Here is a 19,015-nt window from a genome sequence, read left to right on the forward strand (position 1 = left end):
ATGCAGGCGTTTTATTGATTCAGGGGGTGGTTATCCGAGAACAAATCCGGATTGTCCTTCAGCATCGCCGTGATGATCTCCGCCACCGCAGCTGCATCACACACCCTTACAACGGCATCGCCAAGCTGCCCTTTATGCATCGCGCCTTCACGTTCAAGGACCTCATCGACCTTCCAGAAATGCTCCGACCACGACAGCCCGCAATGTCTGCGGGAAGGCACAGAAATTTCTGTTCCGTCCGGCAATACCGTGTATAGCTGCTCATGGCCATCCGTTAACCTCCCCGGGATGTCCACCCATTCCTCAACGCCATGAATAAAGGTGTTGCGTCTCAAATCAACCCCGACTAACAAAATGGTCGCCTTTCGGTCGAGCAGCTTCCCCCAAGCGGAGCCTCTGGCGCATGGGGTATCAAAGCGATGGTCGTCGCTTGTGAACGCTTCGGATTCCCGGCCCAATGCCGCCACCGAATGCGTGGGATGCAGCGAACGCACCACGCCGGGCCGCTTGCGAAACAGCTCGGGCAGTATTCCGACGCAGGAAGGCGAACGGTCCACGTAAAACCTCGGATTTTCTGCATTGATGTAAGACCAAGTATGGGTAGGCAACACCAGCAGCCCATCCTTCATATATTCCGACAACGCATCCAACACCGTATCCGCGCCGCCCTTGACCGGCCCCATGCTTTTCATCGATGAATGAACCAGCAGCGTCCCCTGGCTGTCTATGCCCAGCTGCTCCAATTGCTCCATTAAGCTTTCTTTCGTGTGCATGTCCCTTCTCCTCCCGGATCCTATGAATGATATCCTATTAACGTTTTCGATCTCTTAGATGAACAATTCCTATAACAGGAATATACCATCCTTATTTAGGTCCAGCCACTCACCATTTCCAATGGCCTGTTACGCAGGTCATATTTAGAAATTCTTCAGAGACCCATGGTACCCTTAAAACAAAAACAGAAAAGGGCAGTGAGCTTGTAAGTGAACAACAATTACTTCGAGGAGATGCGTAAATTCAGCCACGATGACGAAATGAGATACAAGCTTTTGATCCAGGGAGTCAAGCGGGTATTGGAAGAGCGTAAGCAGGGACGTCGTAAACTCTCGCACATTCTTGATTCACGTATAAGAAACATCAGCCCGGATTTGATGAACGTGGCTACGGCCACGTTAGCCGGCAGCAGCCACAGCCAGGAGTTGGACAGCACATCAACCTCGGCATGCGTTGTAAGCCATACAAAATAAGCGACGATATAAACAAAAATACCGACGGCCGAGACCCCCGGCGGGGCCAAAAAGCCCAGCAGCAGAGCCGCAAGGCATCCAATGGCGAATCCCAGCTCAGGTAAAGTAAAGTAAAGGATTGGTCCCTAAACACATTCAAATAGATCAGCAATTCCTGCAGGATTGCTAATCCGACCAGCAGTACGTATCCCCAGACCATACGCTGGATGAATCTTTTATTTTCCATGTCCACCTCGTTGAATTGCGTATTCCTCTAGTAAAGCAAGCAAGTTATCAAAAATATGCGTATTTCTCCCGAACACGCATCCTCCGGGATATTGGGGATCCCGCCCCTTGAAGGTCTGCAGACGCTCGTACAGCTGTTCGGCCAAAGGCCTGTCTCCCATTTGGAGCGCAAACTTGATGGCGAGGCCATACACCGACGGAGACTCGTAATTCACCGCGGCCTACGTTTCGTTGGATTGTCCCCTTTGGCTTGCGTAAAGAATCCACCGATTTCTACAACCGCGCCTAATAATAAGCCAAGTCCTGTCCACAGGACTTTACGTCCATATCGCCATTCCAAACTGCTTAAACCTCCATTCACTGCGGAGCCGCACCTTAATTCAACCATAAATCCGCACCGGGATTTGCCACTCAAGGATTGTATCACTTCATTCTGAAGAAAAACTGTACATAGGGTTGTTTCAATATGCTTACAAGCCCTCGCGGTAAAAAAACGACATCCTGTCCCTACGTAAAGGACGGGATGTCGGCTATTAGCTTCATGGCCCAGTGACGCAAAAGCCTAGCTATACAATAAACGCATCGCTTCGGCTTTTTCCTGAATGTACGTTATCGCTTCAACCGGCCCCTTAATCTTGACCTCGCTCCCGAGATTCCAGATCAAGTCTACATAGAAACGTAAATCCTCCGTGGCAATCTGAATGGTTGCTTCTCCGCTGCCATCTTCGTTGCGCCGTATACTCGGGGCAAACCGGGGATTGGATTCCAGAAGCCATACTCCCTTCTTGGTTATTTCGATATGCAGCACCGTTTGATCCAGATGGCCTTTCTCCGGCTTATTCTTCAGCGTCATCTTCCGGATCTCCTCCTGCGGAGTAACCGATGGGTTGAGTGTTGCCGAAAGGATCCGATCCGCCCGGAACTGACGGATATCCTCCCGCTCAAAACAATAAGCCGGGCAATACCAATAACCCGAGCTCGTGTAAAGGCCGATGGGCTGAATATCCCGCTTGGCCGCCCCGTTGCCGGAGTTGTACTCCATGGTGACCACTTCGCCCGTCATGATGGCTTGCATCAGCGTTTGAAGAATCCCCGGAGCCATGGAACGGTACGGACTCCATAACATGATTCGCCCGTCCAGCCGATCGATCTGCTCTTTGATATCGGCAGGCAGATAATGATAGAACTTTTGCAGTGCGGATTCCGCCCCTTCGCCAAATGGCAGGGAGCCGAAGTAGTCCAGTGACTGGCACGCGAAGAACATCGCGATGGCCTCGCTTTCCGACAGGCTGATGGGCGGCAGCATCCTGTCTTGAAGCAGCTTGTACCCTCCCCCTCTTCCTTGAATGGAATAGATTGGGATGCCGAGCTCGGACAGCTCCTGCAAGTCACGGGTAATCGTTCGAGTGGATAGCCCGAATTCATCGGCAAGCTCTCGAACGGTAAATGACTTTTTCGCATTGATCATCATAATCAGCTGAATGAGACGCTGCGATTTTTGCATGGGTCACCTTCTCTTCGAAGTTTTTTTCATTATAGCATTTAAATAAGACATGATTTGTCTTATTTACGTGATACGATGTTCACAAATAGCACGCAGAATATGAACCTGTGAGGGGAGTTTAACTTATATGAAGAAGAACACACACGAAGAGATCGGTTTTGTATTTATCCATGGGGCGGGATTGGAGGGCCGAATATGGAGTAACGTTGCAGAGGGACTGGGTCATCCTTCTTTACTTCTCGATTTTCCGCTCAGGAAGGGCCCGGCCGATTCAAGGAGCGAGCTTGCTTTAGAGGATTATGTCAACCATATGGAACATCAAGTGAATCAATGGGGCATCGAAAGGTTTGTCATCGTCGCGCATTCGCTCGGAGGCGTCCTAGCCCTAAAGCTCGCTTCCAAATTCTCTGATCGATTGGCCGGCTTTGTCGCCGTAGGGGCAGCGATCCCTAAGAACGGCGGTTCATTCGTGTCGGTTCTTCCTTTCCCTAAACGAATGCTCATGACGGCCATATTGCGCAAATGGGGTACCAAACCGCCGGAATCCGCCATCCGTGCCGGCTTATGCAATGACCTGTCAGAGGAACAAACGACGGGGCTCGTACAAGGTTTCGTTCCCGAGGCCATACGCGTATACACAGATCGGGCTCATGCGGACGTTCCGGCTGTGCCGAAGCTGTACGTCAAGCTGACGAAGGACAAGGAATTCCCTTCTTCCCTGCAAAATAAAATGATCTCGCATCTATCCCCGCATTCCGTTGAACAACTGGAATCCGGCCACTTGCCGATGCTCAGCAGGCCGGGAGATTTGCGGCGCATTCTGCAATCCTTCCTGGGGCGTATCGCTTAATTGAAACGGATACCCGCAGAAGTTAGTACAGAAAAAGGCTGCCAGCGTGCTGGCAGCCTTTAAGGTTGTTACCTTTGTTGAATCAAAAAATCCAAAAACATCTCCGTCGTCGGAAACAGATAATTGGCATGGAAACTTCGGCTAGTAAATGCCACACCTTGGAAAGTACTGTAATAGAACAAAGCCAATCTTCGCGGGTCCCCCGGCTTGAAAACGCTTTGCCCCTGCCCGGCCTGAATGAGCTCTGATAGGCTATCGATCAATCGGTTCATCGAGGCCCGTACGGCATTCTTCAGATCCGGGCTCAGCTCTTGATCGGTAAAACTATCGATCTGGCTAAGGAGAAGCAGCCCATCGGTGGAGGAAGGGTCCTCTTGCAGGTTGCTCAGCAAAAATGTTGTTGCCTTTATGATCACATCTTTTTCATTGCCTTCTTGTTCAAAGAGTCCTGCCATACGGTCAAGGCCGGGGATCGAAATTTCGATCAGCCTGCTCATGATTTCTTCTTTGGTAGCAAAGTACCGATACGCTAACCCTTTACTGAGACCGGCATCATCCGCAATGTCCTGCATTGTGGTTTTGCCAAACGTTTTTGTAGCGAAAAGTTTAGCCGCCGATAATAAAATCTTCTCCGTAGCCTCGGCTCTCATGGCTTCAAAGCGTTCTTTCTGCTTGCTCAACGCTCACTGCTCCTCCCGTTCTTCACCTTATTCTGCTGTTAGGAATCCTTGATCCTCCATCATTTGTGTAGGGGCATCATGGGTAATCGTAAAGACCATCTTAATCGAATCTTCTTTAACATGCAAAATGTAAAAAGAATCATGAACCAGATCGAAGGATTTACCCGAAGCCTGCTCGACTCTCGCCGTGCCTTTAACTTCTACCAGCACATAGTTGTCTTTTAAAGGGGTTTCCTTTACGGGCGTAAGCTTGAAAAACTGATATCCTAAAGATTTTAAGTATTCCCCCGATTCTCTCGTCCCTGCCAAGTAATCCTCCTTCTTCACCGCATGTACGTCACCGGATGGATAGGCGCCCGCCAAGGGGTCATTCACCAAGGGATCGAGAAGCTCCGGATCGTACATATTGTTCGCGTGCTCGAAATCTTTGAAATAGTTCTGAATTCTTTGGCTTACTTCGCTCATGGTTTATTCCTCCAACCTCTTTTTAGAGTGATTTCCAATAAAATAAATGACTGAATATATAGTCATTATATTTTCTGTTCCATTAACTGTCAACCTCGTTCGAAAAAAAATATACCAAATATTACTTCTGGTTTCTTAATATTGAAGGTAAAGTGTAAGCATATACGCTCGACCATCAACACTCCCGGGGGAGCAAGCCGCAGGTTGGCCTATGTTTGAACCTTCATGAAAGGAGCTTCACCCGGCTTTGTTGATGCGATGGGCACGATTATTTATTTTCCAATCTGTCACATCGGCACGTTTCCATACGTCAATCCAATGAGAGCTTATAGAAGGGAGACTTATCAATGACCGACACCCATTGGCTTACGGATCAATTCGAAGCCCATCGTTCCCATCTGCGATCGGTAGCTTACCGAATACTCGGGAGCTGGAACGAGGCAGAAGATGCCGTTCAGGAATCGTGGTTTCGATTGAACCGCTCCGAAACGGATGCGATCGAGAATATCGGAGGGTGGCTGACAACCGTTGTGTCCCGGGTGTGCCTTGACATGCTGCGTTCCCGAAAGGCACGGCGCGAAGAATCAATGGAGGCTTACGAAATCGGAAAGTCCACCGAACTTGAAGCTGGGGGTGACCCGGAGCGGGAGGCGTTGCTGGCTGATTCGATCGGCCTGGCATTGCACGTAGTGCTTGACACCTTGAGTGCCGATGAGCGGGTTGCATTCGTGCTGCATGACATTTTTGCCATTCCCTATGCGGAGATTGCCCCTGTTATAGGCTGCTCCGAGGCCGCAGCGAGGCAAATGGCCAGCCGTGCGCGCCGCCGCATACAAGGAGCAAAGACTTCGTCCAAGACGGACCTCTCCATTCAGAGGAGACTCGTTGATTCCTTTCTGGCGGCGGCGCGGAGCGGCGATCTCGGCGCATTGCTTCAGGTCCTCAACCCGGGAGTCGTGCTGCGCAGCGATCGCGAGAACGCTCCGAAAGAAGTCCGCGGTACCCATGCTGTGGCTGAACAACTGATGTGGGGACGCGCCAAAGCGGCACGGCCGGCTCTCGTCAACGGAGAGGTCGGCGTCGTCATTTCACCTGGGGGGCAATTGCTCCTCGTGTTGGCTATCGACTATGCGGACGGGAAGATCAACGGAATCGATGTGATTTCCGATCCGGCACGTATGAAGGAACTGGACTTGGTCACGTTGAGCGAGTAAAAGGCTTTTCATTCTATTTTATATGGAGGGATTTGCATGATTCTGTTCTTGATCGTACTTCAGAGCTTACTTGTGGCGTATTATCTATTCTCGGGCACGGCCAAAATCATCGGAGCCAAGTACTGGGCCGATATCTTTGCCCACCTTGGGCTCTCCCAGAGATTTCGCGTCGTTACCGGCTTCGTCCAATTAGTCGGAGCTGCCGGGCTTATCGCTGGCTACTGGTATAGCTGGGCAATCGCTTGGGCCGGGGTATGGCTTGGTATCACGATGCTGGTCGCATGCTTCGCGCACCTCAAAGCTCGGGACACTTTCGGAAAAACAGCACCTGCCCTCGTATTCGCTGCATTGAATATCATCGTCCTATCCATCAATGCAAACGAGCTGACTAATATTTTCTGAACGAGCCGGATTGCCCAAGATAACATAATGGCTGAATGTACAATGTTCCAAATCTCGCCGTAACAAAAAAGGAACCTCGCTCGAGGTGCCAATTCATCAACGGAGTGATCTCATGATAACGTCCTCATCGGACAGTTGCACGATATGCAATGGTGAAATTACTTGATCGCTCCCTCAACATGAACCGATCTTGCAAAGGACGCCGCCGCAGACTCGGCTTCACGGAAGGCCTGGGCTAAAACTTCATCCTTCCCACGTAAATAGCTCCCTTGGGCGCGGATGATTTGATAGTCGACGCCCATAAAGTTAAACATCGCTTTTAAATATTTGTGAGAATACTCGACTTCGGTGTACCAATCCTCGTTCGTATAGATACCGTCACTTGCTTGAATGACAAGCACGTTCCTGCCGTCGTTTAGCAGACCGACCGATCCCTTGTCCGTATAGGCGAACGTCTCTTTAGCGATCAGAATGTTATCGATATAGTCTTTCAGCTTGGAGGGAATGTTAAAGTTATGGAGCGGCATGGCGATGACATATCTCTTCGCACGCTTAAATTGCTGCAGAATTTCCGTCATGCGGGAGTCGAGCGCCTGCTCCTCTTCAGTCAAAGGCTCTCCGCTTCTCCTTTTATCATATAGGCTCAGAAAGGTCCGGTCTATGCAAGGAATGGTTTCCCGATATAAATCGATCTGTTCGATTGGCCCCTCCGGATTCATCTCTCTATACGTCTCCAGAAAATGATGGAGCACTTGCAGGCTTATCGACGAATCGTCATCCACCATGGGGTGTGCATTGATAACGAGCAGTGTTTCCAACTTCGATCTCTCCCTTATCCTGTATTTCTGATACATAGATGAGACAAATAGCAGATGTCTTTTGTGACATGATCGCTGAGGACGCCAAATAAAAAAACCGACCCCAAAAGCAGGTCGGTTGTTCTTGTTCTATAAGCAGTCCATGAACTCGGACTTTAGTTGGCTCGGTTCCGGCTAAATTGATTCACAGCGCTAAACAGTGCTTTTACAGACGAGGTCATGATATCAACATCAATGCCGCAGCCCCAATATACGCTGCCGTCAGCAGCCGTTATACCGATGTAAGAGACCGCTTGTGACTTCGAGCCTGTTTCCAATGCGTGCTCTTTATAGATCAGATCGGTATAGTTCATTCCAAGCTCGGTTTGAAGCGCATTGCTGATTGCATCAAGTCTTCCGTTTCCGGTGCCTTCAATCTCCTTGACTTCATGGCCGGTCCGGATCGTAACGGTCGTATGGAAATCTTCATTATCCGTCATCCGGTATTTGATAAACTCGACAGGCGAAGTTATATTCACATATTCCTTCACGAAAATATCGTAGATTTCTTCAGGCATCAGTTCCTTCTGCTGCTGATCCGATACGTTTTTCACGAAGTATCCGAAGTTTTCGCGCATTTTCGCCGGGAGATCGAGTCCGTACTTCAGCTGGAGAACGTATCCGATGCCGCCTTTGCCGGACTGGCTGTTAATGCGGATAATATCGCCTTCATACTCCCTGCCGATATCCTTGGGATCAATCAGCAGATAAGGAACCGACCAATGCCGCGGCTCTTGTTCCTCGCGCCACTTCATTCCTTTCGCAATCGCATCCTGGTGCGAACCCGAGAAAGCGGTGAATACCAGCTCGCCTCCGTATGGATGTCTCTCGCTTACTTTCATCTTGGTCAGCCGTTCATAGACGGAGATGATCGCAGGGATGTTCTCAAAATTCAGCTTCGGGTCCACCCCGTGCGAGTACATGTTGAGCGCCAGCGTCACAATGTCGACGTTCCCCGTTCTTTCGCCGTTTCCGAACAACGTGCCCTCGACGCGCTGGGCTCCGGCCAGCATTCCCAGCTCCGCATCCGCCACGCCCGTTCCTCTGTCGTTATGCGGATGGACCGACAAAATGACATGCTCCCGGAAGCTCAGATGCTCGCTCATATACTCGATCTGGCTTGCGTAGACGTGAGGCATCGACATGGAGACTGTTGCAGGAAGGTTAATGATAACCGGGTTCTCGGCCGTCGGCTGCCATACGTCGAGCACGCTGTTGCAGATGTCCAGCGCAAATTCGATCTCCGTACCGGTGAAGCTCTCCGGCGAATACTGGAACTGGAAGTTGCCCTCGGTCTCAGCAGCGCATTCCTTGAGCAGCTTGGCGCCGCTCACGGCGATGTCGATAATCTCTTGTTTGGACTTGCGGAATACCTGCTCCCGCTGCGCTACGGAGGTCGAGTTGTACAAATGGACAACGGCCTTCTTCGCGCCCTTCAGCGATTCGAACGTTTTGCGGATGATGTGCTCTCTCGATTGGGTCAGCACTTGAATTGTAACATCATCCGGGATCAAATCCTGCTCGATCAATGTGCGCAGAAAGGTGAACTCCGTCTCCGATGCCGCGGGAAATCCGACCTCGATCTCCTTGAACCCGATCTCCACAAGCAATTTGAAGTACTCCAGCTTTTCCTCCAAATTCATCGGAACGATCAATGCCTGGTTTCCGTCGCGAAGGTCGACGCTGCACCAAATCGGCGCCTCGGTAATGTATTCCTTTTGGGTCCAGCTCAAGCTTGTCTCCGGCGGCATAAAATATCCTCTGGCGTATTTCTCAACATTTTTCATGGATATCCTTCCTCTCATCGATTTCCTGTGCTTAACTGCAAAAGATCCGGATGCACAAAAAAAGCCTTCCATCTCCAATAACAGAGACGAAAGACTTTGACATCTTACGCGGTACCACTCCGAATTCATGCCGTCATCAGCATGCACTCTACGGATACAGGGCTGGCAGCAACGCACAATCCTTGCATCCTCCTGAAGATAACGGTCAGGCTCCGGCTCCACCTACTCTACGGGTTCAGCGAGCAACTCCAAGGCGAGTTCCGATTTTCTCCACGGCTGTTTCGCACCATCCAACAGCTCTCTTCACGTTTTGAAAAACGTACTATTCCTTTTCAACGTTTTAAATATTAGAAACAATGTATATCACCAATACGTTTGATGTCAAGTATTATCTTTCATGTGTCAGGGATGTGCATTGTTCTATAGTATGCCGCCATTTCGGAATTTTTACCTTCAAGTTCTGCTGTTTCTGCCATATACAAAATATAACGTAATGGTGGACATGATCATCAATATAACGGAATACACCAAGGTCAACGCTTTGGTATCCGCTGCGGCCTGCGCATCCGTGCTGTTCTTGATGACGATTCCTAACGGTTGGTACAGGGGATGATAGAGGAACACCGTAACGTCGTAATCCGCCAAAATCCCGTTAAAGTTCAAAGCGAGTACCGCTAAAGTCGACGGAAGAATGATCGGCAGCAGCACTTTCCTGAACGTATAGAAGGGTTTGGCGCCTAGGTTTCTTGCCGCATCTTCCAAATTGCTGTCCAAGCTGAAGAATGATGCCTTTACCATACGCAGGGTGAAAGGAATATGAACGATCACATACGCGATCAACAGCATCCAGACCGTTCCCACCAGAACCGAATTCCCGATCACCAGCTGGGGCGTATTAAACGTTACGATCAGTCCGATCGCGATTAATGTCGAAGGCAGGATCCATGGGATCAGCAGCGAGTATTCCAGGGCAAGCGTCCACTTGTTATTATATTTATGCAATAATCTTGAGACCGCCAGCGTCAACGCTACGACGATGACCGAGGCTGCCGCGGCATAGACGATGCTCACGAGATAAGGCTTGAATGCGGACATGGATGAAAACACTTGAATGTAATTGTCCAAGGTGAAGCTGCTCGGATTCAGCGTGGCGGTAGTAATGCTGGCCGAATCGGTGAACGAAAAGAGGATGATGAGCACGACCGGAACGATATAGAGCACAAACAGGCCGTAAGCCAGAATATGAGCGGCAATATTCCCGAATTTGTGGCGAATCTTTTGCTTTACCAGCTCGGATTTGACTTTGGAGACCGACATGAAATTGCCCTTTCGTTCAAACCGGATCATCACGGTTAACAGCACCAGCGTTGCCAAACCGAGAATAAGGGCCAGCAGCGCGGCCAGATCCCTCGACGTCATGCTTTTCGAAAATGTCAGGATCATCGGCGTAATCGTCTGGAATTCCTTCCCGCCCAGGATGAGCGGTGCAGACGTGGCGGCAAGGCCGGTCAGGAAAGTCAGGATCGTTAGCGCATAAATGGTAGGCTTCAGAACCGGGAGCACAACTCTTCTTAGGATGTACCACGTTGAGGCTCCCATATTTCGCGCCGCTTCTATGGTCTGAAAGTCGATTTTGCGAATCGCATTGCCCATAAACAGGAAGTGGTTGGACGTGCAGGCGAACGTCATGACGAATAGAACCGCCCAGTAGCCATGAAACCAGGTTGTATCAAAAGAAGGGAATAAGCGGACCAAGAGCTTGGTCATAAACCCCTCTTCGCCATACACGAATTTATATCCGGACACCAGCACGACCCCGCTGTAAATCAGCGTCGTCGAATATCCGAGCTTTAAGATCTTCGCGCCTTTGATATCGAAGTATTCCGAGATCAGCACGAGCGTAATGCCCACGATGTTTACCGTAACGACAAGCGAGAACGCCAGGATAAAGCTGTTGTACAAACTTCTCATCGCGCGTTCGGACGACAGCAGCTTTTCCGCTGCCTCCAGCGTAAATTTGCCGTCTTTAAAGAAGATTTCGCCATAAATATTCAAGTTCGGGTAAATCAGAAAGGCAATGACGAACCAAATAATCAATCCGTACAGGATGATGGCGATCGGGTTCATGGAAGCCAGCCGGGTGTTTAGGCTCCGGACATTCATGCTTCCCCCTCCTTCATCGGATATTGCAATATATCGCCTACGGGAATGTAGATATCTACATCGTCGCCGACCTCATGCTGAACGAGACTGCTTTCCTTCTCGATGGTCTTTAATTGTCCGCCGCCGGCAATCTCCAGTACATATTTGCTGTATAATCCGTAAAATTCCCGATCCGCAATCTTGCCTTTCAGCTGGACCGTATCAATGCCCGGCAGGGCCAGCAGGCTGACCTTTTCATTCCGGACATAGGCGATGTTCCCCGGATGGACCACCTCTTGCAGTCGGCTGTTTGTTATCGCCTGCGGATCGATCCGGTTAATATCCCCGATAAAATTACACACAAACTCCGTCCGGGATTGGTTATAGACCTCCTGGGGCGTGCCTACTTGCTCCAGAACCCCCTGATTGAATACGCCGATCCGATCGGACAGCGTTAACGCTTCTTCCTGGTCGTGCGTGACATAGATCGTCGTGATCCCGAATTTCTTCTGCAATTCCTTCAGCTCGTTTCGAAGCTGTACCCTCAGCTTAGCGTCCAAATTGGATAAGGGTTCATCCAGCACCAGGATACTCGGCGTTAACACCAGCGCCCTGGCAATCGCCACGCGCTGCTGCTGGCCGCCGGATAATTCCGATACCTTCTTGAACAGCTGTTCATCCTTCAAATCGACCTTACGGGCAATATCCCGTACCCTTTGGTCCACTTCAGCCTTGGAAATCTTCTTTACCCGCAAGCCGAAGGCGATATTCTCGAACACATTCATTGTCGGAAACAGTGCATAGCTTTGAAACACCATACCGATCTCTCTTTTCTCGATCGGCAGATGAGTAATGTCGGTATCCTTCAACAGGATCCGTCCGCTCGTAGGCGTAATAAACCCGACCAGACTGCGAAGGGTCGTCGTTTTCCCGCAGCCCGAAGGACCAAGGAACGTGAAAAACTCCCCTTCCCGAATATGCAAATTGAGGTTCTTGACCGCATGAAACGCTCCGAATTTAATATCAACGTTCTGGAATGTAATCATCGTATACTCTTCCTTTTTGTTGTTCTTGAATGAACGGCTGTATATTGGCCTCCCAATATACAGCCGGCTTGACTCCATTCCTTCTTATTGCATAATCTCCAGCTCGATTTTCTCCGCCCACTGATCCATGTTTTCGGCGATAAAGGCCCAATCCAGCTCCTGCGGTTTTAAGGTGGAATACAGCTCCTTGACGGACGCGTTGGCTTGCTCGGCCGCTTTCGTATTGGCCGGCATCGCATTGAACTGTGCCGCGAATTGTCCTTGGACTTCTGCGGAGCCCATCCATTCCACGAATCGTTCCGCCGTTGCCTGCTTCTTCGTTCCGTTCACGATCGCAGCGTGCTCTACAACCATCGGCACGCCGATTTCCGGACTGACGATGCCTGCCTTCACTTTATACTGCTCTTCCTTCTGCTCCAGGGTTCCGGACACCAGCGCTCCCAGCGGTGTTTTGCCGCTGGCCAAATTGGCATAGAAGTCTTCGCCCTCGACAGCGTTAACCCCGTTATCATAGAGCTGCTGAATTTCGTTCCAGCCTTCCTCCGAGATGCCGAGATCACCATTTGGATCCTGGAATCTGGTCAGAATCCCCGCTACGACAAGGCGAGGGGTATTTTGTCCAAGGAGCGTCGGAGCTTCATACTTCCCTTTGAACGCGTCCTTCTTATAAAGGTCCGTCCAGTCCTTCGGGGCGGTATCGGCCGTGAATTCGTTCGGGTTGTACCCAAGCAGAATCGCTTGCTTCACAAGACCATGATAGTAGCCTTCCGGATCATTCAGGCCCTGCTCAACATCTCCGGCCCAGCTTGGAACAAACTTAGCCAGAACGTCTTCCTTCTTCAAATTCTCATACAGCATATTGTTCAAGCCGTATACAACGTCCGCGATCGGGTTGTTCTTCTCGGCGATCAGCCGGTTCGTCAAATCGGCGCCGCCCGCTCCGACAATTTCGATGTCAAAGCCCGCACTCTTCGCTTGCTCGATTAACCATTCGCCGCGGCCGTCGGAGTTTGCATTCGTGTACACGATCAGCTTCTCATTCTTGGCCGGTTCGGAAGAAGAATCCGTCCCAGCTGATGTTCCGGCCGGCGCTGCGGCCCCCGAATCGCCCGTGTTTGCATTGCCGGCATTGTTGCCGCCGCAAGCCGATACGACCAGACACAAAATGAGAAGCAAAGCTGCCATCGTCCATTTTCTCATGATTATCCCAACTCTCCTTTTAATCATTCTTCTTATTCGTTTCAAATGTTTATGATTAACCCGTCGTATGCCGGCACAATTCCGACGGGATTGAAGATGCGGACAAAATCCTCGTGAAGCAGCTTGGAATTATGGCTAAAGTGCGTGACGACGATTTTGCCTTCGGGCTTTAGAATGCTTTCTTTCTGGAACTCGCGCTGAGCCTCCAGCACCGTTTCCACGCACATATGATTGCGGTCGCGGGAATTTCCCGTATATCCGTGCGTGCAGTCGAGGATGGCGCAATCCAGATTTTTGCCCTTTAACCACGCCCACGTCGCATCCGGAAACCACCCTGAATCATGTCCGTACAGCAGTGCTTTTCCATCCTTCTCAATCACGTACAGCAGGCAGGTTTCCATGCGGTCATGATCCGCCAACAACGGCGTTACCCGCGCATCGCCCATCATGAACGTCTCAAACGGACGCACCAGATGGAACGCATACCTTTGTCCTTCAAAACGGCCGATCGCGGCACGCGTATGATGCATCACGGTACCATTGCCATAAATGTGCATCGGATGCTGAAGGCCGTGCGCAATTCCTTCCCTCCGGCATTCCAGATCAGCGGCATTATAATGGTCCGAATGGGAATGGGTGACGAGCAGATGCTCGATGGCCCCAAGGTCAATGTTGTCCCGCAGCGCCTGCATATAGGAATCCGGGGAATAGTCAAACTTGATGACATCGTCAATGATGGCGGAAGTTCGCGTGCGGATATTTTTGCCGCCTAGCTCCCGCGCTTTGGCACAATACTCGCAGTGGCAAAATGCATTGGGAAAGCCCTCTGCGGCTGCGGTTCCTAGAAAGTGTATTTTCAAAAGTCATTTCTCCTTACCTTGCAAACTGTAGTGATCCTTGTTACGTCCTGGTCAGAACGGATTTTCGTTCTACAATCGATGTTTGAATTTTAATGGTGATTGGATTCTCGTTGGAGCTGCCAACACGCTTCATCAGCAAATCAACGGCCGATCGGGCAAGCCTCTCGGTATCTTGTCGAACCGTCGTGAGCGGAATCGGAATATAGGCCGCCAACTGGATATCGGAGAACCCGACGATGGACAGCTTGTCAGGGACCGGGATATCCATATGGAGTGCGGTATATATCGTCGAAATGGCCACGTGGTCATCACCGCACATGATGGCGGTCATGTGGGGGTTGTCCTGAATGAACCGCTCCTGTTCCGGATCTCGCTCATGAATGCGGCTGGTATTGCAAGCCACGCTTCTGAAGTGAATGTTCTGGTATTTTACCGGGATTTTATGGTCGAGCAGCGCCTGGATATATCCTTGGTACCGCTCCTCCCTGCTTGTGATATGATCGATCGCGTTCGACGTATAGCCGATTTCCCGGTGCCCCTTCCCGATCAAATACTTGGTCATTTGGTAGGAGCCCATATAGTGGTCGTGATAGACGCAGTCAATCTCTACTTCATGGAAAATGCGGTCGATGATGACAAGCGGCAGCTTTTGCAGCTTTAACCGTAAAACCTGATCGCTGCAGGTCTTCCTCCCCTGAGGGAATAAAATAATGCCGGTGATTCCTCCTTCGGCCAGCCTTTCCAGACAAAGCTCCTCATCGTCGCAATCCTTTGTCATTTTTAAAATGAGGTCGCAGCCGTGCTTTCGCACTTCGGCCTCGGCGGCGGCGATGATTCGGGCAGTATAATCGGACAGGTGAGGCATGATAAGCGCGATCTGCCCGCTCCGCTTCTCGACCGCCGGAGCCGCCTCGGGATCCTGGGGAGGGAACCCTCCTTGCGTAATCCGCCCGTCTTGCGGTTCGGCGAGGAACGTTCCTCTTCGGGGCAGACGGTACACCAGACCCTGATCGGCCAGCTTCTGCAGCGCTAGCTTGCTCGTCATCCGGCTGACGCCAAACAGCTTGGCAAGCTCGCCCTCCGAAGGAACCGGATCATGCGGCCGCAGCCTGCGGCTTTGAATAATCTCGATGACCTGATCGGCCACCCGGTGATAGAGTTGGTTCTGTTTGGTCAAACGGATATCTTTCATCACATTATCCCTCTAATCGTTGAGTCGACTCGAATCCGCAAGGGATCTAATTTGAACATAAAGAATGTCACTGACATATTCAATGATATATATGTAAATGTCTTGTAAAATCTATGTTAAATCCGGATTTTACGCTCCAAAATCAGGAATTGTATATCAGTGATATCCCCTCTATACGAGCAACCGATTATTTGAGACATACGGCATTGCGACTCTAAAAGAAAAAACCGACCCCAATTCCAGGTCGGTCATTCTCTATTTTCATACTTTATCAACATAAATAAATATATTTCCGAGGTAAAATCATACTGGATTCCGATCGGACAATTCCAAGGTTTTATTAGGGGGGCTGGTAATGTACTCCAGCAGCTTCTCTCGAAATACTTTGGCAGGTGTGCCGAGCACCCTGTCCCTATGCCAGATCAGTCCGTGGTTCATCCGGACCGGCTTAGGCAGCGGAATACTGACAACCGTTCCTGTGGCGAGCTCCTTCTCCATGGTGATCTCCGGCACAAACGCAATGCCGAGTCCGCATGCGACCATAGAGCGGATCATCTCTGTGCTTGGAAACTCTGCTTGTGGTGCGGAAGCGGGCAGTCCCAGCTCCGCCAATATGCGCAGACCATCGTTGTGGTAGACACAGCGACTGCCAAAGCCGATCACCTGAACACCGGTTAATTCGCTCCAATCTTCGGAGCGGATCCGGCTGGCGAGTTCATTCGAACAAACGAGCACTAAATGTTCTTCGACGAGTGGCTCGAACAGAATGTCTTCACGCTCGGGGTCTTTCGGTACGATACCGAAATCAATCTCATGGGAGGCGACCTGTTCGACAATATCTCCCTGGAATCCGGTCTCGAGCAGAAGCGTCACTTCCGGGTATTCGGCGAAAAACGGATTCAAGAATCCGCTTAGCCGCGTAACGCAGAACGATTCGAGCGCCCGCACACGGACAGGCCCGCGCGGTCGGTCCAGACTCCCTAAATCCTCCTCCAGCATTTGACCAAGCTGTACAAATTGCCTGGCATAAACGGCCAGCTTCTCTCCGGCGTCCGTCGGTTTTACGCCCCGGGAAAGCCGGTGAAACAGTTTATTCCCACAGATTTGCTCCAGCATTTGAATCTGTGAGGTGACGGTCGACTGCACGTACCCCAGCTTATCAGCCGCACGGCTGAAGCTTCCCTCTCCCACTACGGTTAGGAATGTGACCAGAAACCGCCCTTCCAGCTTCTCCAGCACGCTTTGTCCTCCTTATGATATCGGATTATCCGATATCATGTATCGTTTATTTTCGCTTTTCGAATATGTAATACGATGATAGCATAGGAGTTAGTTCTGGAACAATGAAAATTTAGGAGGGTTACGATGGAGATGGAGATGGAGAAGGAAAAGGAAAAGAACATCATCCCGGGCTTCCGCCTTGGCATATACGTGTTCAAGGATGCGGAAATCGTGGACTATGCCGCCCCGTACGGGGTATTCTCTGTTGCCCGCAGACTGGCTCCCGAGCTTGAGGCATTTCTCGTTGCAGACGCAATGCATCCTATTCAGACGCAAGCTGGCCTTACCGTACTGCCCAACTATAGTTTCAACGACGAGCCTGACATGGATGCGTTCCTGATTCCAGGGGGCTTCGGTACCCGACAGGAAATGCATAACGGCCGACTGCACAGGTACATCCGTTCTTTGCCGGAATCATGCCTGCTGACGAGCGTATGCACCGGTTCCTGGGTGTACGGTCAGATGGGACTGCTCGATGGCATCGCCGCGACGAGCCGGAAGGAAGCTGACCGACTGGAGGCATCAACGCTCGGCAAAGTGCCGATCGACCGACTCGCGGAAATCGCCCCAGCGTGCAAGATCAGCCGCGCCCGGGTCGTGGACAGCGGCCGGATGATCACCGCCGGCGGCATCGCTTCCGGCATGGAACTCGGGTTTCACCTGCTGCGCCGGGCGGGCTATGACGAAACCTTTATTTCGGAGGTAGCGCGAATTATGGAATATCACCAGGCATATGACGGATACCGGAACGATATCGATCCGGGCCGCGCGGCAATCAGTGGTTAAGCAGCATGTCCAGCGACAATGTGTACCATCCCGGTGAATTGGCCGTACAAAGATTAGCAGGCGCCGAGGCGATCGCTGAGCAGAACGGAAGAATGATCAAGAGCAGATTTCCTAAGGGAGCGGCGGTTTTTTTATCGAAGCAGACCCTGATCATTGCTTCTTCCATTGACAAGAACGGGAATGTCTGGTGTTCGATGTTAACCGGCAACCCGGGATTTATCGAGCTGTTAGACGAAGTCACCATGGTGATCGACGCCGTTCCCGTGGAAGGAGATCCCCTGATTCATCACTTAGGGGGCCATTCGAATCTCGGATTGCTAGCGATCGACCTCTACAAGAAATCGAGATTAAGAATGAACGGCCAGGCTATGGTTGACAGTGATCATCGACTAGTTGTCAATATCGAACAAGTTTACGGCAATTGTCCGAAATACATTCAAAGAAGAACCGCGTTGTTCGAAGCCGGTTCCCGGAGAGTTCCTAAATTAGCTGAGCGCAGTTCGGAGCTCAATGCCGTGCAATCGGCGCAGATTCGGAATGCGGACACTTTTTTCATCGGCAGTATCGGCCCTGAGGGGAATGCCGACGCTTCGCATCGGGGAGGGCCGCCGGGTTTTGTAAAGACGCTTGACGAACGCACGCTTCTTTTTCCCGATTATTACGGCAATTCCATGTTCAATACGTTAGGCAACATCTACTGCAACCCAAGTACCGGTTTATTATTCGTCGATTTCGATAACGGGCATTACTTGCAACTGACGGGGCGCTCGGAAATCATATGGGAAGATAACGAAATATCCCGCTTTCCAGGTGCGGAGCGGTTGGTACGGTTCGAGATCGACGAAGTACTTTATATCGAACAAGGTACAAATCGAGTTTGGGTAATCGAAAACAAGGAGGAAGAACGATGGTAGCGGATAAGTTTCTGATTGTGATTCAAGCGAACCAACAGGATGTCGGCAAGGCGGTGCATGGACTTTTATACGGGCAAGAGCTTTACGAAGCAGGCTGCGAGGTTGAAATCGTATTTGACGGGTTAGGGACGCAGTGGCCCGATGAGTTCGGCAAGCCGGAGCATCCATTTCACGCTTTGTTCAAGCAAGTGATGAAATCCGGAATCATTAAAGGAGGTTGTCAAGCTTGCTCGGGATTTTTCGAGGTGACTGAGCAAATCGAGAACGCTGGCATCCCGTTGATCGGTAACGAGGGTTCGGGTGGGCATATTCCTTTCGGGCAATATGTAAAAGACGGTTTCTTGCCGATCGTTCTCTAACAAT

General features: G+C 50.8%; 19 protein-coding genes and 1 other annotated feature. Of the genes, 7 read left to right on the top strand and 12 right to left on the bottom strand.

Translation table 11 applies throughout. The features are described 5' to 3' along the window. Positions 1 to 11 precede the first annotated feature (11 nt). Entirely contained in the window at positions 12 to 773 is a 762-nt protein-coding gene (locus NST08_RS28890; RefSeq protein WP_251535855.1) for an AAC(3) family N-acetyltransferase, read from the bottom strand. 210 nt (positions 774 to 983) lie between these two features. On the opposite strand from NST08_RS28890, the gene NST08_RS28895 reads away from it, so the two are divergent. Beyond that, positions 984 to 1,247 (top strand): hypothetical protein, encoded by a 264-nt coding sequence (locus NST08_RS28895; protein WP_251535856.1) that lies wholly within the window; start codon positions 984 to 986, stop codon positions 1,245 to 1,247. Positions 1,248 to 2,034: 787 nt separating this feature from the next. Here NST08_RS28895 and NST08_RS28900 read toward each other — a convergent pair. Then, positions 2,035 to 2,976: a helix-turn-helix transcriptional regulator gene (locus tag NST08_RS28900; protein ID WP_251535858.1), complete on the bottom strand. Its 942-nt coding sequence runs from the start codon at positions 2,974 to 2,976 to the stop codon at positions 2,035 to 2,037. A gap of 127 nt (positions 2,977 to 3,103) precedes the next feature. On the opposite strand from NST08_RS28900, the gene NST08_RS28905 reads away from it, so the two are divergent. Next, the gene (locus NST08_RS28905; protein ID WP_251535859.1) at positions 3,104 to 3,826 is read left to right on the top strand and encodes an alpha/beta fold hydrolase; all 723 of its coding nucleotides are present in this window, start codon (positions 3,104 to 3,106) and stop codon (positions 3,824 to 3,826) included. Between the two features lie 68 nt (positions 3,827 to 3,894). On the opposite strand, the gene NST08_RS28910 is transcribed toward NST08_RS28905, so the two are convergent. Both NST08_RS28910 and NST08_RS28915 read right to left on the bottom strand, forming a co-directional pair. Further along, positions 3,895 to 4,506, bottom strand: coding sequence for a TetR/AcrR family transcriptional regulator (locus NST08_RS28910; RefSeq protein ID WP_251535860.1), 612 nt, complete (start codon positions 4,504 to 4,506; stop codon positions 3,895 to 3,897). A gap of 27 nt (positions 4,507 to 4,533) precedes the next feature. Next, positions 4,534 to 4,971 (bottom strand): hypothetical protein, encoded by a 438-nt coding sequence (locus tag NST08_RS28915; RefSeq protein ID WP_251535861.1) that lies wholly within the window; start codon positions 4,969 to 4,971, stop codon positions 4,534 to 4,536. A gap of 347 nt (positions 4,972 to 5,318) precedes the next feature. On the opposite strand from NST08_RS28915, the gene NST08_RS28920 reads away from it, so the two are divergent. Next, entirely contained in the window at positions 5,319 to 6,185 is an 867-nt protein-coding gene (locus NST08_RS28920; RefSeq protein WP_251535862.1) for a sigma-70 family RNA polymerase sigma factor, read from the top strand. 36 nt (positions 6,186 to 6,221) lie between these two features. Further along, a complete protein-coding gene (locus tag NST08_RS28925) occupies positions 6,222 to 6,587 on the top strand; it encodes a DoxX family protein (protein WP_251535863.1) in 366 nt (121 codons plus the stop codon). A gap of 158 nt (positions 6,588 to 6,745) precedes the next feature. Here the strand turns inward: NST08_RS28925 and NST08_RS28930 are convergent, their stop codons facing one another. The 8 genes from NST08_RS28930 to NST08_RS28965 form a co-directional block, all read right to left on the bottom strand. Then, a complete protein-coding gene (locus NST08_RS28930; RefSeq protein WP_251535864.1) occupies positions 6,746 to 7,405 on the bottom strand; it encodes an FMN-dependent NADH-azoreductase in 660 nt (219 codons plus the stop codon). Between the two features lie 155 nt (positions 7,406 to 7,560). Continuing rightward, positions 7,561 to 9,231 (bottom strand): 2-isopropylmalate synthase, encoded by a 1,671-nt coding sequence (leuA, locus tag NST08_RS28935; RefSeq protein ID WP_251535865.1) that lies wholly within the window; start codon positions 9,229 to 9,231, stop codon positions 7,561 to 7,563. 79 nt (positions 9,232 to 9,310) lie between these two features. Beyond that, positions 9,311 to 9,576: a binding site (T-box leader), on the bottom strand. Between the two features lie 108 nt (positions 9,577 to 9,684). Next, positions 9,685 to 11,394: an ABC transporter permease gene (locus NST08_RS28940; RefSeq protein WP_251535866.1), complete on the bottom strand. Its 1,710-nt coding sequence runs from the start codon at positions 11,392 to 11,394 to the stop codon at positions 9,685 to 9,687. After that, on the bottom strand, positions 11,391 to 12,419 hold the full coding sequence (locus NST08_RS28945; protein ID WP_210094137.1) for an ABC transporter ATP-binding protein: 1,029 nt from the start codon (positions 12,417 to 12,419) through the stop codon (positions 11,391 to 11,393). Before NST08_RS28945 ends, NST08_RS28940 begins: the two co-directional genes overlap by 4 nt. An 84-nt stretch (positions 12,420 to 12,503) precedes the next feature. Beyond that, positions 12,504 to 13,619 (bottom strand): extracellular solute-binding protein, encoded by a 1,116-nt coding sequence (locus NST08_RS28950; protein ID WP_028405854.1) that lies wholly within the window; start codon positions 13,617 to 13,619, stop codon positions 12,504 to 12,506. Between the two features lie 41 nt (positions 13,620 to 13,660). Then, complete coding sequence (locus NST08_RS28955) at positions 13,661 to 14,479, bottom strand: MBL fold metallo-hydrolase (RefSeq protein WP_210094139.1); 819 nt, start codon at positions 14,477 to 14,479, stop codon at positions 13,661 to 13,663. A gap of 40 nt (positions 14,480 to 14,519) precedes the next feature. Next, positions 14,520 to 15,671, bottom strand: coding sequence for a GntR family transcriptional regulator (locus tag NST08_RS28960; RefSeq protein WP_028405856.1), 1,152 nt, complete (start codon positions 15,669 to 15,671; stop codon positions 14,520 to 14,522). A 303-nt stretch (positions 15,672 to 15,974) separates the two neighbouring features. Continuing rightward, the gene (locus NST08_RS28965; protein WP_341342584.1) at positions 15,975 to 16,910 is read right to left on the bottom strand and encodes a LysR family transcriptional regulator; all 936 of its coding nucleotides are present in this window, start codon (positions 16,908 to 16,910) and stop codon (positions 15,975 to 15,977) included. 126 nt (positions 16,911 to 17,036) lie between these two features. Here NST08_RS28965 and NST08_RS28970 point away from each other — a divergent pair, with 126 nt between their 5' ends. Genes NST08_RS28970 through NST08_RS28980 form a run of 3 tightly spaced genes read left to right on the top strand, consistent with a single transcriptional unit; the run spans position 17,037 to position 19,011 of the window. Beyond that, positions 17,037 to 17,738, top strand: coding sequence for a DJ-1/PfpI family protein (locus tag NST08_RS28970; RefSeq protein WP_341342585.1), 702 nt, complete (start codon positions 17,037 to 17,039; stop codon positions 17,736 to 17,738). Between the two features lie 5 nt (positions 17,739 to 17,743). Continuing rightward, complete coding sequence (locus NST08_RS28975) at positions 17,744 to 18,652, top strand: pyridoxamine 5'-phosphate oxidase family protein (RefSeq protein ID WP_251535868.1); 909 nt, start codon at positions 17,744 to 17,746, stop codon at positions 18,650 to 18,652. Beyond that, positions 18,646 to 19,011 carry a hypothetical protein gene (locus NST08_RS28980; protein WP_251535869.1) on the top strand — a complete coding sequence of 122 codons (366 nt, stop codon included), beginning with the start codon at positions 18,646 to 18,648 and terminating at the stop codon, positions 19,009 to 19,011. Before NST08_RS28975 ends, NST08_RS28980 begins: the two co-directional genes overlap by 7 nt. The last annotated feature ends 4 nt before the right edge of the window (positions 19,012 to 19,015 follow it).

Origin of the sequence: Paenibacillus sp. FSL K6-1566, from assembly GCF_038050475.1 — a bacterium.
Taxonomy (GTDB): domain Bacteria; phylum Bacillota; class Bacilli; order Paenibacillales; family Paenibacillaceae; genus Paenibacillus_AQ; species Paenibacillus_AQ lactis.

Excerpts from the sequence above, each read along its gene's own strand:
- NST08_RS28940 (WP_251535866.1), bottom strand. The coding sequence starts at position 11,394 with ATGAATGTCCGGAGCCTAAACACCCGGCTGGCTTCCATGAACCCGATC.
- NST08_RS28970 (WP_341342585.1), top strand. The coding sequence starts at position 17,037 with ATGGAGATGGAGATGGAGAAGGAAAAGGAAAAGAACATCATCCCGGGC.
- NST08_RS28920 (WP_251535862.1), top strand. The coding sequence starts at position 5,319 with ATGACCGACACCCATTGGCTTACGGATCAATTCGAAGCCCATCGTTCC.
- NST08_RS28900 (WP_251535858.1), bottom strand. The coding sequence starts at position 2,976 with ATGCAAAAATCGCAGCGTCTCATTCAGCTGATTATGATGATCAATGCG.
- NST08_RS28980 (WP_251535869.1), top strand. The coding sequence starts at position 18,646 with ATGGTAGCGGATAAGTTTCTGATTGTGATTCAAGCGAACCAACAGGAT.
- NST08_RS28925 (WP_251535863.1), top strand. The coding sequence starts at position 6,222 with ATGATTCTGTTCTTGATCGTACTTCAGAGCTTACTTGTGGCGTATTAT.
- NST08_RS28905 (WP_251535859.1), top strand. The coding sequence starts at position 3,104 with ATGAAGAAGAACACACACGAAGAGATCGGTTTTGTATTTATCCATGGG.
- NST08_RS28960 (WP_028405856.1), bottom strand. The coding sequence starts at position 15,671 with ATGAAAGATATCCGTTTGACCAAACAGAACCAACTCTATCACCGGGTG.
- NST08_RS28890 (WP_251535855.1), bottom strand. The coding sequence starts at position 773 with ATGCACACGAAAGAAAGCTTAATGGAGCAATTGGAGCAGCTGGGCATA.
- NST08_RS28915 (WP_251535861.1), bottom strand. The coding sequence starts at position 4,971 with ATGAGCGAAGTAAGCCAAAGAATTCAGAACTATTTCAAAGATTTCGAG.
- NST08_RS28950 (WP_028405854.1), bottom strand. The coding sequence starts at position 13,619 with ATGAGAAAATGGACGATGGCAGCTTTGCTTCTCATTTTGTGTCTGGTC.
- NST08_RS28975 (WP_251535868.1), top strand. The coding sequence starts at position 17,744 with ATGTCCAGCGACAATGTGTACCATCCCGGTGAATTGGCCGTACAAAGA.
- NST08_RS28945 (WP_210094137.1), bottom strand. The coding sequence starts at position 12,419 with ATGATTACATTCCAGAACGTTGATATTAAATTCGGAGCGTTTCATGCG.
- leuA (WP_251535865.1), bottom strand. The coding sequence starts at position 9,231 with ATGAAAAATGTTGAGAAATACGCCAGAGGATATTTTATGCCGCCGGAG.